Annotated in this window: 12 protein-coding genes; 3 read left to right on the top strand and 9 right to left on the bottom strand. The window is 41.7% G+C overall.

Translation table 11 applies throughout. From position 1 onward, the window contains the following. Positions 1 to 241: 241 nt before the first annotated feature. From J5A56_RS11565 to J5A56_RS11575, 3 genes are all read left to right on the top strand, one after another. The gene (locus tag J5A56_RS11565; RefSeq protein WP_211815519.1) at positions 242 to 2122 is read left to right on the top strand and encodes an IS1634 family transposase; all 1881 of its coding nucleotides are present in this window, start codon (positions 242 to 244) and stop codon (positions 2120 to 2122) included. A 170-nt stretch (positions 2123 to 2292) separates the two neighbouring features. Then, positions 2293 to 4017, top strand: a complete 1725-nt coding sequence (gene recJ, locus J5A56_RS11570) for a single-stranded-DNA-specific exonuclease RecJ (protein ID WP_021671012.1) — start codon at positions 2293 to 2295, stop codon at positions 4015 to 4017. Between the two features lie 124 nt (positions 4018 to 4141). Next, complete coding sequence (locus J5A56_RS11575; protein ID WP_021671013.1) at positions 4142 to 6034, top strand: RecQ family ATP-dependent DNA helicase; 1893 nt, start codon at positions 4142 to 4144, stop codon at positions 6032 to 6034. A 140-nt stretch (positions 6035 to 6174) separates the two neighbouring features. On the opposite strand, the gene J5A56_RS11580 is transcribed toward J5A56_RS11575, so the two are convergent. From J5A56_RS11580 to ffh, 9 genes are all read right to left on the bottom strand, one after another. Then, the gene (locus J5A56_RS11580) at positions 6175 to 6939 is read right to left on the bottom strand and encodes an acyl-[acyl-carrier-protein] thioesterase (protein WP_021671014.1); all 765 of its coding nucleotides are present in this window, start codon (positions 6937 to 6939) and stop codon (positions 6175 to 6177) included. Positions 6940 to 7354: 415 nt separating this feature from the next. After that, positions 7355 to 8503, bottom strand: a complete 1149-nt coding sequence (locus J5A56_RS11585) for an OmpA family protein (RefSeq protein ID WP_021671015.1) — start codon at positions 8501 to 8503, stop codon at positions 7355 to 7357. 713 nt (positions 8504 to 9216) lie between these two features. After that, on the bottom strand, positions 9217 to 9759 hold the full coding sequence (locus tag J5A56_RS11590) for a 2-oxoacid:acceptor oxidoreductase family protein (RefSeq protein ID WP_021671017.1): 543 nt from the start codon (positions 9757 to 9759) through the stop codon (positions 9217 to 9219). A gap of 30 nt (positions 9760 to 9789) precedes the next feature. Continuing rightward, a complete protein-coding gene (locus J5A56_RS11595; RefSeq protein WP_021671018.1) occupies positions 9790 to 10557 on the bottom strand; it encodes a thiamine pyrophosphate-dependent enzyme in 768 nt (255 codons plus the stop codon). Positions 10558 to 10575: 18 nt separating this feature from the next. Beyond that, on the bottom strand, positions 10576 to 11661 hold the full coding sequence (locus tag J5A56_RS11600) for a 3-methyl-2-oxobutanoate dehydrogenase subunit VorB (protein ID WP_036918951.1): 1086 nt from the start codon (positions 11659 to 11661) through the stop codon (positions 10576 to 10578). A gap of 2 nt (positions 11662 to 11663) precedes the next feature. Then, on the bottom strand, positions 11664 to 11897 hold the full coding sequence (locus J5A56_RS11605; protein ID WP_021671020.1) for a 4Fe-4S dicluster domain-containing protein: 234 nt from the start codon (positions 11895 to 11897) through the stop codon (positions 11664 to 11666). Positions 11898 to 11909: 12 nt separating this feature from the next. Beyond that, positions 11910 to 12089 (bottom strand): tetratricopeptide repeat protein, encoded by a 180-nt coding sequence (locus J5A56_RS11610; protein ID WP_021671021.1) that lies wholly within the window; start codon positions 12087 to 12089, stop codon positions 11910 to 11912. Continuing rightward, a complete protein-coding gene (gene folD, locus J5A56_RS11615) occupies positions 12090 to 12974 on the bottom strand; it encodes a bifunctional methylenetetrahydrofolate dehydrogenase/methenyltetrahydrofolate cyclohydrolase FolD (RefSeq protein WP_021671022.1) in 885 nt (294 codons plus the stop codon). It abuts the gene before it with no gap. A gap of 31 nt (positions 12975 to 13005) precedes the next feature. Continuing rightward, the gene (gene ffh, locus J5A56_RS11620; RefSeq protein ID WP_021671023.1) at positions 13006 to 14358 is read right to left on the bottom strand and encodes a signal recognition particle protein; all 1353 of its coding nucleotides are present in this window, start codon (positions 14356 to 14358) and stop codon (positions 13006 to 13008) included. Positions 14359 to 14652: the final 294 nt, after the last annotated feature.

The raw sequence follows: 14652 nt of genomic DNA on the forward strand, positions 1-14652 counted from the left end.
TAAACAATCCCGTTCCTATGATTTGGAGCGGGATTGTCGTTTTATCACCTATTGGACCTATTAGCTTTATAGTCCTAACCCAAGTTTAACTGGCAAAAATATTTTTCATAAATATTCGGGATGTTTTGTGTAGTATCAATTTTATAAATGATTGATAATCAAGCATAGGGTATTGTAACGAGGAGTAAAATCCGAATTGTAGGACACCGTCATATCAAAATTATTTTGTTACTTTGCACTCATGCACGCAAATGTACAGACACGATTCAATCCTGCAACAGGCGACATGGCTCCTTATTATCGCATCAAGGAGTCATATCGTGATGTGCAGGGTCATGTACATTCGCTAATTCTGTTGAACATCGGTTTTGAACCTTCACTTACTGCCGTACAGGTTCGAAACATTGCATACGCACTTACCGAACGCTTCAAAAACAGAAGTACACCCTCGCTTTTCAAGGAACATCTTGACGGACTTACTCCTATTGAACAGGCAAAGGCTGACGAATGGTGGAGCCGTATGGAGCAAGAAGGTGGAATCGATAGGTTTAACAAGGAAGAGCAGAAGTCGCTGAGAAAATATGAGAACTACGTTGACCTTGAGACGGCAAAATATACTGACGCAAGGAATGTCGGTGCTGAGTGGCTCTGCAAGCAGACGATAGACAAACTGCAATTAGAGGGTTTCCTGCGCAGAAACGGCTGGACGGAGAATACGATCCGCACGGCTTTGTCAGCATTGATTGTTCGCACAGTATATGCAGTTTCTGAACGTTCGTCTTATTATTATTTGCGCGATAACTCAGCTGCTGGTGAACTTTATAGTGGAGTTCCTGGCTGGACACCAGGAATCAATTCTCTGTATAAAGTCACTGACAAATTATATGAACTAAAGGAACAGTTAGAGCGTCATCTGTGCAACGTTACTGACAATCTCTTTAATATAGACAACAAGTTGATGCTCTTCGACTTAACCAACTTCTATTTCGAGGGCAGTAAGCGTAACAGCGACAAGGTCAAGTTCGGTCGGTCAAAAGAAAAACGCTCTGACTGTAAGCTACTTGTACCTGCACTATGTATCAATAAAGAAGGTTTTATACGTTATTCTTCTATCTTGGAGGGTAATACAGCAGACCCCAAGTCTCTGCCCGATATGATTGACACGCTGGCAAAGAGGAATCCATCACGGACAAAGGATACGCTCGTTGTCATGGATGCAGGTGTTGCCACGGAAGAAAACTTGGAGCTGATCAAAAGGAAAGGTTACAATTATCTCTGCGTATCTCGTACGAAAATGAAGGACTATACGCTCAGTGATGATAACAGGAGTGTTACGGTAATGGATGCCCGTCGGCAGAAGATAACGCTGAAAGAGGTTAAGACAGAGGATGACAAGGATTATTATCTCGAAATAACATCTCCTTCGAAAGCTATGACAGAGTCGTCCATGAACAGGGTCTGGAGAGAGCGTTTTGAGATGGAACTGCAGAGAATAAACGATGGAATCTCCAAGAAAGGTGGAACGAAAACCTATGAAAAGGTTGTTGAACGTACAGGACGTGCCATACAGAAGTACCCATCTATAGCGAAGTTCTATCAGATAAGCTACATAAAAGATGAGAAGAAACCCAAGCAGATGCTACGCGTAGACTGGGAGATAAAAGACCTCTCCGCAATGGAATCTGGTCACGGAGTATACTTCCTCCGCAGCAATGTCAGGACACTTGATGAGCGCATGACATGGGAATACTACAATCTCATTCGTGAGATAGAATGCATGAACAGGCAACTAAAGAATGACCTCAACCTCCGTCCTATCTATCATCAGAAAGATGAGAGAAGCGACGCACACCTCTTCTTCGGTTTATTAGCCTATTGGGTGGTAAACACCATCCGTTGTCAATTAAAACGAGAAGGAGAAGCCTGTTACTGGACCGAGATTGTACGACGTATGAGCACCCAGAAGCTCGTCACAACAAAAGGGAAGAATCCATTAGGAGAGAACATCGAGATGCGCCAATGTAGTAGTCCTTCGAAGCAAGCAAAACAGATATACGATAAGTTGAACTTAAAACACTCACCATACAAAAAGAATAAAATTTGTAGGACACAGAACCCATAAGAAAAACGAGGAAAGTACGGTCACTGCAAGAAATAGGCGAATGTGGGGGTTAAACTTGGGATAATAAGGCTAATATCATTTGGAAACCCAGCACCAAATAATATACCACATAACATTCTCATTTGCTATTTTTTTTGTACCTTTACGGACAGAAATAAAAACAATTTAAAATGCAATTTAAATGGAACTACACACCACCTGTAGATACTCAGGTCAATGCTGCTAAAGACTTAGGAGAGAAATTGGGTATTAGTCCCATTCTCGCTTCGTTGCTCATTCGCCGTGGTATAACAACGGAGAGTGCTGCTAAGCGGTTCTTCCGCCCACAGTTGGCAGACCTCATCAATCCTTTCTTAATGAAGGACATGGATGCTGCTGTCGATCGTCTCAATGACGCAATGGGGCATAAAGAGCGTATTCTTGTCTATGGAGACTATGACGTAGATGGCTGTACAGCTGTAGCGTTGGTATATAAATTCTTACGACAGTTCTATTCAAACATTGATTACTACATCCCTGACCGCTATGATGAGGGATATGGAGTAAGTAAAAAAGGAATAGACTTTGCCAAAGAAACTGGAGTAAAACTTATCATTATCCTCGATTGTGGTATTAAGGCAATCGAAGAGATAACCTATGCTAAAGAACAAGGAATAGACTTCATCATCTGTGATCATCATGTCCCTGATGAAGTGATGCCACCTGCTGTGGCGATTCTTAACCCCAAAAGACCAGACGACACCTATCCTTTCAAGAACCTTTGCGGTTGTGGGGTGGGTTTTAAGTTCATGCAGGCATTTGCAAAGAACAATAACATTCCGTTCTCTCGACTCGTTCCCCTACTCGACTTCTGTGCTGTCAGCATAGCAGCTGATTTGGTTCCTGTGGTTGATGAAAACCGTATCCTTGCCTTCCACGGACTGAAACAGCTAAATCAGAATCCAAGCCTTGGACTGAAAGCAATTATTGACATCTGCGGTTTGAATGGTCGTGAATTATCTATGAGCGATATCATCTTCAAGATTGGACCACGTATCAACGCCAGCGGACGTATGGAGAATGGCAAGAAGAGTGTTGATTTACTCGTTGAAAGAGAATACAGCTTAGCTTTCAATCAAGCAAAACATATTGACGAATACAACGAACAACGAAAGGATGTAGACCGCCAGATGACGGAGGAAGCCAACCAGATTGTGGCTCGTTTGGAAAGCCAGAAGCATCAGTCGAGCATCGTTCTCTATGATGAACATTGGAAGAAAGGTGTCATAGGCATTGTTGCCTCTCGTCTAACAGAAATTTACTTCCGTCCAACAGTGGTCTTAACACGTGACGAAAACCTTGCAACTGGCTCTGCTCGTAGCGTAGCAGGATTTGATGTGTATGCAGCCATTAAGAGTTGTCGTGACCTACTACTAAACTTTGGCGGACATACCTATGCAGCTGGTCTGACTATGAAGTGGGCAGATGTAAAAGAGTTCCGCGAACGCTTCCAAGCCTTTGTAGAAGAACATATCGAACCAGAACAGCGTGAGGCGATATTGGATATTGATGCCGTTATTGATTTCAAGGATATCACCAAGAAGCTACACAGCGACTTAAAACGCTTTGCTCCATTTGGTCCAGGAAACCCCAAACCTCTCTTCTGCACATTGGATGTTTACGATTTCGGAACAAGTAAGGTTGTTGGGCGTGAGCAAGAGCATATCAAGTTGGAGCTGGTTGACTCCAAATCAAACAACGTAATGAATGGTATAGCCTTTGGACAGAGTGCATCTGCCCGCTATATCAAGTCAAAACGTTCGTTTGACATAGCCTATACGATTGAGGATAATGTCTTCAAGCGTGGAGCTGTACAGCTGCAGATAGAGGATATCAGACCGACAGAGGATTGTTAACAATAGAATGAATATAAGTTGTGTATGAACCAATAGGAATCTTTCAACACCCTAAAGTTCAATATTCAAAGTTCAAACCTCAAAGTTCAAACCTCAAAGTTCAAACCTCAAAGTTCAATGTTCAATGTCCTACCTTGACATTCTTCATCAATATTGGGGGTATCCTAACTTTCGTGGTATTCAGAAAGATATCATTGAGAGTATAGGTTCAGGAAAGGATACCTTAGGACTAATGCCAACAGGAGGAGGAAAGTCTCTCACTTTCCAAGTGCCTGCATTAGCCCAAGAGGGAGTATGCTTAGTCATAACCCCACTCATTGCATTGATGAAGGATCAGGTTGACCATCTTCGACGTCAAGGCATTACAGCAGCTGCTATTTACTCTGGCATGCGCCATGACGACATCATTACAACCTTAGACAACTGTACCTTTGGAGGAATAAAACTACTTTATATTTCACCAGAGCGTATAGGTTCTGATCTTTTTAAAGCAAAATTACGACATATAAAGGTGAGTTTTATCACAGTTGATGAAGCCCACTGTATCAGTCAATGGGGTTATGACTTTCGTCCTTCCTACCTGCAGATTGCAGACATCCGCAAGTTAGTACCTGATGCTCCAATTCTTGCTTTAACAGCAACAGCCACGCCAGAAGTTGTTGATGATATCCAAGATCGCTTAGGCTTTAAAGAGAGGAATGTCTTCCGCATGAGCTTTGAACGTAAGAACTTAGCCTATGTTGTACGTCAAACGGAGGATAAAGATGCAGAGATGGTACATATTCTGCAATCCATACCCAAGACCGCAATCGTCTACTGCCGTAGCAGAAAGCACACGAAAGAGATTGCACAAATGCTTACAGAGCATGGTGTTTCAGCTACATGGTATCATGCAGGCTTAGAGCCGGGTGTCAAAGATCAACGACAAAATGATTGGCAGAACGATAAGATACGTGTGATGGTTGCTACAAATGCGTTTGGTATGGGTATTGATAAACCAAACGTACGTGTAGTTATTCACATCGATTGTCCAAGTTCATTGGAGGCTTATTTCCAAGAAGCGGGACGTGCTGGGCGTGACAGTAATAAGGCATACGCCGTTCTACTATATAATGGAAACGACAATCGAACGTTACAGAAGCGTATCGAGGACACATTCCCACCTAAAGACTATATTCAGGAAGTTTATGAGCACTTAGCCTACTTCTATCAGATAGGTGTTGGAAGTGGCTACGGATGTATCTTTGAATTCCCAATAGACAAATTCTGTAATAGCTTCAAACACTTTCCTATACGTGTTAATGCTGCTCTGACAATACTTCAAAGAGCAGGTTACATTGACTATGAGCAGAATCCAGACACGAAGGCACGTGTTCGATTCCTTCTAAATAGAGACGAACTCTATCGACTCGACTCACTAAGTGATAAAGAGGATGAAATCGTCACTGCCCTACTCCGCAACTATGGCGGTTTATTCTCTGACTTCGGTTATATTGACGAGAGCTATATTGCACAAGAAGCTGGACTTGATAGAAACCAAACTTACATGGTACTTGTTAATCTGAGTAAAAAGCATATTATCAACTTTATTCCACGTAAGAACACACCACTTATAAGCTACACACAAGACCGTATTGATGGGGTTGACGTTGTACTTAACAAGAACGTGTATGAAAACAGAAAAGAAGAGTTCATAAAACGAATAAACTCAGTAATCAACTATGCGCAAAATGAACGAGTTTGTCGCAGCAGACAGCTACTATCCTACTTTGGAGAAGCAAAGTCAACAGACTGTGGACAATGCGATGTTTGCCTATCACATACCAATGAAGACGATACTGACGAAAAAGAGCTTATCAAACAACAGTTACTGACATTCTTAGCAGATGGACAAAAGCATCTTATTACAGAGATCCGACAACTGAATGATAACTGGGAGCTTCTGCAGAAAGTAATGCGAGATATGATTTTAGAAGAGGAAATTCTTATGGATGGCAGTTTCTTGCTTCTACCTTAGATGGGAAATATTTAACAGTAAAATTCATCGCAATGGGAATTCAACTCGTAAAATATTATGCAAAAAAGCGTACATAACGTACGCCCCGTAATTTCATAAGTTTTGAGATACAATCTACCACTAAAACTATTGTCTTATCCTTAAATAAACAGCATTCTACAACGACAGACTTCAGTTTCTTCTCCATCACTATTACTCTTGGTGATTCTGACATTAAAGTCGGTATCTGTATCCCTTTGCTCACGATAAAAATGAAGTTGATCACCTTGATGAGATTCTGCCACATATGCAATCTCAAACCGTTTAATACAATGTTCTTTATACCAAGACAAGTCCCACAAGTCTAACACGTGCTCAATATACTTGACAGAGTTGATATGACCATTAACATCTACATCATTATAATAGGTTTCTATTGAACGGATAGGAGCGGTAGCAGCTGACATCTTTACACGTGAAGACTTCTCTATTGGACAAGGATAGTCGGTTTCGATATACTCGTTTATCAAACCATCACGCACTGAAAGAATATCTACAGGCAGACGTGTATTGAGGTCAATCATTGCCCACACACTCTTTCCATATCCATATACATGACCCGTTTCTCCAACAACCTTAAAGTTACGGCTTGTAAAGAATCTCAATGCACTATCAACCCACGTTTCTACAAAGAACTTATCATACGCCCTTGGCATTTCCTCCATCTCAATAGCCAAACGGCTCAACACCCAAGTCTTATTGACTGTATTGAGATAATTCATTCCATAACCACGATCATTACTATGGAAGTCGGCAGCATTGAGCAAGTGATTCCCTAAATGTCCCATAAACAAGTGGTTGGAAAAGTCGCAATGAAACGGCTCTGCCAAAAACTCATATCTTCCTATCTTTGATAACTTTATCATATTACCCTTTCTTACACTATCCAGTTATTTCAAGTAATCATACACCAAATATATTATATAAACGGAGAAATACTAAGTTTATTCTATCATTAGCAAGAAAACTAAATTATCAGAGTTTACGGATCAGTAAGGATATAGGTACACAGAACGCAAACTATAAAAATCCTTCCAAACTTTGGAATAATAAATATTCCCAAATAAGAAAGATACTATTACAGAAGTTTTATTTCAGTTTGCTGTCACTTTTAACATTTCATATATCTTACTGTAATACAACAAATTAAGAACCTACTACAACTGACAGGAGTGACAGAAAAATATAATCCACCTTAATCGAAAAAGGGATGCACCTTAAAGATGCATCCCCTAATATCTATCGTTTGAAGGATAAACCTTCTTTACCAATCCAGTTAGATTACTTTACGTAAACAACAGCGAGACGGTTAGAAGTTGTACCCTGTACGCCCTTACCAGTAGCCTCGTCAACGATAACACCACGACCCTTGAGGTAGTTAGCAACTACATCAGCACGAGCCTGTGAGAGACGATCGTTAAGTTCCTTAGAACCCTCTGGAGAAGCTGTACCTACAATCTGAACGTGAACACCCTCCTTAACATTGTTAAGAGCCTTCTTAGCATCGTTTGTAAGGATTGACTTACCCTGTGCGAAGGTTACGAATACGAGGTCAGAAACTGACAACTCCTTAACCTGTACAGAAGGAACCTCCTTAACAACCTCCTTAGTGATAACCTGTGGCTTGCGGTTGCGAAGCTCATTGATCTGAGCGTTCAAAGCATCGATCTCAGCCTGGTCACGTGGAGTAACGATTGTGAAGTTGTGTGTACCGTTAGAGTTCTTGAACTTGTAGATGAAACCAGCATTCAACTGAACGAATGAGTTGTTGATGTTGTAAGCTGGCTGACCTGCCTGTGAAGCAGCCTTGTAACCATACTCCTGATGATCAGCTACAGCTACTGGAGCTAAAGGATTACCAGTTGCAACTAATTCCTTGCTCTTTGACTGACCCAAGAAAGCGAAATTAATAGAAGGCTCTACATAGAACTGGAACTGCTTTGCTGAACCAAAGTTGAAAGCGAAGTCAAGAGCAGCCTTAGAAGTCATACGATTACGCTGATTCTCAGTAGCAGCCTTAACAGCCTTGTCGTTTGTAAATACGTGCATCCAACCAAGACCATAGAGTGCGCTAACCTCGAATGTACGTGGCTCACCCTTGTAACCACCGAACCAATTGCTAAGGTTTACAGTACCGAGCAAGCTTGCGTTAGTAGCGCGAACTACTGTACCTGTAGAACCCCAAGGCTTGTTTGAGAAGTATGCGTTACCCTCTACAGCAAGACCGAATACTGGAGTGAAGTAACGACCAACACGGATACCAGCGTTTGGATCGAGGTCGCTCAACCACTTGTGACCAGTTGTCTTTGTAGCAACACCACCGTTAATACCAACGTAGATGTTATCAAATGTCTTGCTTTCTGCCACAGTTTGAGCAGAAACAGATGCAGCCATTGAAGCTGCAGCCAACATTAAAACTAACTTTTTCATTGTTTCTCTGAATAAATTAATATTTGTAAAATATATAATGTCAATGTCTTAATCACGGTGCAAAGTAATAAAAAAATAATGAAACAACCAAATTTTTTTTAGAGAAAATATGCACAAGACTATATATAATGAGCAAAAAAACACAAAGGAGGAAATAAAGAACAAAGTCTTATATATTTTTCCACTTTATAATACACAAATAAATAAGAAAAGTGTGCTAAACCGCACATTGTAGGAGGATAGTCATCATATAAAATATAAATATTTATTAATAGGGGAGTATTGGCGCACTGCAAGACTTTCCATATAGCTTAGTCAGTTGTTTCTTACAACACATTTTAATAATGCTAAGAAACTCTTTTACCATCTTCAACCAATGTGTTTATGCTCAACACATGTGGCGCTGATGGTAAACACCATGTGTGCGGAGGCTGCGCACCATATAAAAGAACATAGAGATAGAGCCTGATAACAGACTAAAAAGAGTTCTGTTGTCCCTAACAAAGTTTCCAGATAAGTGTGCTGTATTCTAAAATCAAAATAACATTATAGGACTGTTTCAACAGATAGGACGACAAGTTACCTCTTGTCAAGAAAAAAGGGACCCATAGCATCACTGCTTAGATCCCTTTAACAAATTAGAGAGTTATAAAAAAAATCAGGTTTACTTTCATCAATTACTGCAGATACCTCTACAGTAATATCACTCATAATTACTGTTGAGCAATAATCTTCATTCCCTCTTCCACTGCTTCCATATTCAGTGGAATGAGTTTATGATGGCGTTCTGGCAAACTCTTGAAGAGTGCCTTTTTGAGTCCATCGGTGCTGACAACAGGGCAAACCTTAAGCAGACCACCCAAGACTATCATATTAAACACCTTTGCATTCTTCATCTCAGCAGCCTTGTCCATAGCGTTTATGCGATAGACTGCTATATCCTTACGAGTTGGGGGATTGATGACACCATATCCATCATAGATAAGCAAACCACCTGACTTAACCTTTGGCTCAAACTTATCCAACGAAGGCTGGTTCAAAACAATCGCAACATCATACTTGCTGAGAATAGGAGAAGAGATACGCTCATCGCTTACAATAACAGTAACGTTAGCTGTACCACCACGCTGCTCTGGGCCATAAGCAGGCATCCATGTTATCTCCTTATCTTCCATTAGTCCCGAATAAGCCAGAATCTTGCCCATAGAGAGTACACCCTGACCACCGAAGCCACTAATTATTATCTCTTTCTTCATATTATACCTTATTTATATGGGAGAAGGCTTTTAAAGACCTGTTGTATCTTTCAAATCTCCCTTTTCATATTCAGGGAACATATTCTCACGCATCCACTCGTTAGCTTTCACTGGAGTAAGTTTCCAACCGCTGTTACAGGTTGCCACAATCTCTACCAACGAGCTTCCCTTTCCTTGCATACTTGCCTCAAAAGCTTTGCGAATTGCACGCTTTGCTTTATTGATTGAAGCTACGGTGTCAACACTCTGACGAGTAACATAGCAGGTTCCTTTCAGATGACTTGCCAACTCCGTAATGTTCAGATTATAACCATGCAGTTCTGGATCACGACCATATGGACAAGTTGCTGTCTTCTGACCAATAAGCGTAGTAGGTGCCATCTGTCCACCAGTCATACCATAGATTGCATTATTAATAAAGATAATTGCAAAGTTCTCGCCACGATTCAAGGCATGGATTGTTTCTGCTGTACCAATACAAGCAAGGTCACCATCACCTTGATACGTAAACACCAAGCGGTCTTCCCAAAGACGCTTAATACCTGTTGCAACAGCTGGGGCACGACCATGAGGAGCTTCCTGCCAGTCAATATCGAGGTAGCGATAAGCAAAGACAGCACATCCTACAGGGCATACACCAATCGCCTTATCACTCATTCCCATTTCTTCAATTACCTCTGCAACTAACTTATGAACCACACCATGTGAACAACCCGGACAATAATGCATTGTCGTATCGTTCATCAAAGTTGGCTTCTTATACACCAGATTCTCAGGTGAAATTATATCATTTGCCATAATAAACGTCCTCCCTTCTTACTTTACTAACGTTTCCTTGAGTGCCTTGACAATCTCTTCAGGGTCAGGAACGATACCACCTAAGCGACCGAAGTGCTCTACTGGTAAAGCGCCATTGATAGCCAAACGAACATCTTGCACCATCTGACCAGCATTGATTTCGCTTACCAACACACCCTTCTTGTCCTTGCAAAGCTCTGCAAGTTGCTTGCTTGGGAAAGGCCACAGTGTAATAGGACGGAACAAACCGACCTTCAATCCTGCCTCACGAGCCAACTCAACAGCCTTCTCGCCGATACGTGCGGCACTACCGAAGCTGACGATAACATAGTCAGCATCCTCACACTGTTGGGTCTCAAAGCGTACCTCATTCTCACGAATCTGACGATACTTCTCTTGTAAGTGGAGGTTTCTCTCTTCCATCACCTCTGGTTTCAATTCCAAAGAAGTAATGATATTAGGTTTGCGATCAGGCGTACGACCTATCGCCGCCCAAGGACACTCCTTGCGGATTTCTTCCTCTGTACGACGTGGCTTTTGTAGAGGCAGAATTACTTTCTCCATCATCTGACCAATCACACCATCAGAAAGAATCATTGCGGGGTTACGATACTTAAATGCTAACTCGAAGGCTAAGTCAACAAAATCAGCCATCTCCTGTACCGAGTTTGGTGCCAATACAATCACATTGTAATCACCATTACCACCTCCACGCGTTGCCTGGAAATAGTCACTCTGACTCGGTTGGATAGTTCCAAGACCTGGACCACCCCGCTGGACATTAACAAAGACACCAGGAAGTTCCGCACCAGCCAAATAACTGATACCCTCCTGCATCAATGCTACACCAGGCGATGAGGAGCTTGTCAGCACACGCTTACCTGCACCAGCACCACCATAAATCATATTGATTGAAGCCACCTCGCTCTCAGCCTGAAGAACAACCATACCCGTTGTTTCCCAAGGCTTCAATGCAGCAAGTGTCTCAATTATCTCACTCTGAGGAGTAATAGGGTAACCGAAATAGCCATCAGTACCGCAGCGGATAGCTGCATGGGCAATAGCCTCGTTACCCTTCATTAGTTTTACATCTTGTTCTGCCATAATCATACCTCCACCTTTTTACGATAGACTGTAATACAGCCATCAGGACAAACCGTTGCACAAGCAGCACAACCAATACAATCATCAGGTCGTGCAGACTCTATATACGGATATCCGTGGATATTTACCTTCTTTTGAGCCAATGCAATAACATCTTTCGGACATGCAACGATACACAACTGGCATCCTTTGCATCGATCTGTGTTTACTACAATGGCACCTTTCATCTTGCTCATAGTTTTTGTATTTTAAGGATTATACGCATCCTTGTTATAGAAGTTGAGAATATTCTCCAGCATTTCTTTTGCTACTACTGCTGGAGAATTAGGGTCCAACTCGATTGCCTCCATATAATTAGCTAAGGCCTCTTGCCAGTCGCCTCTTTGTCGGCATTCATTACCTCGTTGGAAATATTCTTCTGCTGTCATCTATTTATAATATTCTTTCTTGCCTGCTGCAAGTGTATTCTTCATCAGTGAGCAGATAGTCATAGGACCAACACCACCAGGCACAGGTGTAATGAAAGAGCAAAGAGGAGCAACCTCATCAAATTTCACGTCACCACAGAGCCTGAAGCCACTCTTACGTGCCTTGTCTTCAACACGTGTTGTACCGACGTCAATAACCACTGCACCAGGCTTCACCATATCAGCTGTTACAAATTCAGGTCTACCAATAGCTGCGATGATGATATCTGCCTCTTGACACTCTTTCTTCAAATCTCTTGAACGAGAGTGACATACTGTTACTGTTGAATCACCATATTGCTTTTGCATCATCAGCTGTGCCATAGGCTTACCAACAATATTGCTGCGACCTAAGATAACACACTTCTTACCAGAAGTTTCAATATGATAATGCTGCAATAAGGTAAGAATACCCAATGGCGTAGCCGAGATAAAGCACGGAAGACCAATAGCCATACGACCCACATTGATAGGATGGAAGCCGTCCACATCCTTGCGATAGTCTACAGCCATGATAATCTTCTGCTCATCGATATGCTTTGGCAAAGGGAGCTGAACGATGAAGCCATCAACGTCCTCATCCTTGTTCAGCTTATCCACACAAGCCAAAAGCTCTTCTTCTGTCACATCAGCCTCAAAACGAATGAGCGTAGACTTGAACCCACACTGTTCGCAGGCAATTACCTTATTCTTAACATAGGTTTCACTTCCTCCATCATGCCCCACCAAAACGGCAGCTAAATGAGGTTGTTTTCCACCTGCGACAACGATAGCCTTCACTTCTTCGGCAATCTCCTGCTTTATAGCAGTTGCAGTTGCCTTTCCGTCTATTAACTGATATTCCATAGTAATATATTATTTGATGAATATGTGTCTTTTACATCTTTGGCATCTTTGGCATACCCGGCATGCCCTTCATCTTGCTCATCATACCTGCCATCTTCGAACCCGTAACCATCTTCATCATCTTACGAGTCTGATCGAATTGCTTAATGAGTCGGTTCACCTCTTGTATATTGGTACCAGAGCCCTTAGAAATACGCTGACGACGAGAGTTATTGAGCAGTTCTGGATTCGTGCGTTCCTTCGGTGTCATACTCTGGATAATTGCCTCAATACCCTTGAAAGCATTATCGTCAATATCGACATCACGGATAGCCTTGCCTACTCCAGGAATCATAGAAGCGAGGTCCTTTAAGTTACCCATCTTCTTGATTTGCTGTATCTGATTATAGAAATCGTTGAAATCAAACTGGTTCTTCTGAATCTTCTTCTGCAGACGCTTTGCTTCTTCCTCGTCGAACTGCTCTTGTGCACGCTCAACAAGTGAAACAACGTCACCCATACCCAAAATACGGTCAGCCATACGACCCGGATGGAACACGTCGACAGCCTCCATCTTCTCACCCGTACCAATGAACTTAATAGGCTTTGTAACGACTGTACGGATTGACAATGCCGCACCACCACGTGTATCACCGTCAAGTTTTGTGAGAACAACACCATTGAAATCCAAACGATCATTGAACTCCTTAGCTGTATTCACTGCGTCCTGACCAGTCATTGAGTCAACAACAAACAGTGTCTCATCAGGATGAACATGATTCTTGAGACTTTCAATCTCGTTCATCATCTCTTCGTCAACAGCCAGACGACCAGCGGTATCGATGATGACAACATCGTGACCCTTTGCCTTTGCCTCAGCAAGTGCGTGGTCTGCAATCTCGTTCACATTCTTGTTCTCAGGCTCGCTATAAACAGCTACACCTACCTGCTCACCAACAACCTTCAACTGGTCGATAGCTGCAGGACGATAAACGTCACAAGCAACCAACAAAGGATTCTTATGTTCCTTTGTCTTAAGCATGTTTGCCAGTTTACCGGAGAATGTAGTCTTACCAGAACCTTGCAAACCACTCATCAAAATGATTGATGGACGACCTGACAAGTTCAAACCGACAGCCTCACCACCCATCAACTCTGCCAACTCATCATGTACTATCTTAACCATGAGTTGTCCGGGCTTAACGGCTGTGAGTACGTTCATACCTAATGCTTTCTGCTTTACAGTATCAGTAAAGGTTTTTGCAACTTTATAGTTAACATCGGCATCAAGAAGCGCTCTACGCACGTCCTTCAGGGTTTCTGCTACATTTATCTCTGTAATCTTTCCCTCTCCCTTGAGAATCTTAAAGGAGCGTTCAAGACGATCACTTAAATTTTCAAACATTGCTTTTAAAAGTAAACTTATATATTCTTATTTCTATCTTACAAAGATAATAAAAAGGAAAATAATACAGCAAGCGAACGACCTTTATTTTAATGTATTTTAAAACACAAACCTTATAATAATGCGCAAGTAAATATAGTTTGTGCAAAAAAATGTAAAATAAAACAGCCTCAACCCCTACTTTTCCATTATCACAAGGAAATGTAAAAACAAAACGCATCAGAAACTCTTAGATTATTAGGTTGAAATTTAGCACTTAAATTTTTCACTTAAAGTTAGCATCTAAGTTATCCT

The sequence above is a fragment of the Prevotella melaninogenica genome (assembly GCF_018128065.1).
Taxonomy (GTDB): Bacteria; Bacteroidota; Bacteroidia; order Bacteroidales; family Bacteroidaceae; genus Prevotella.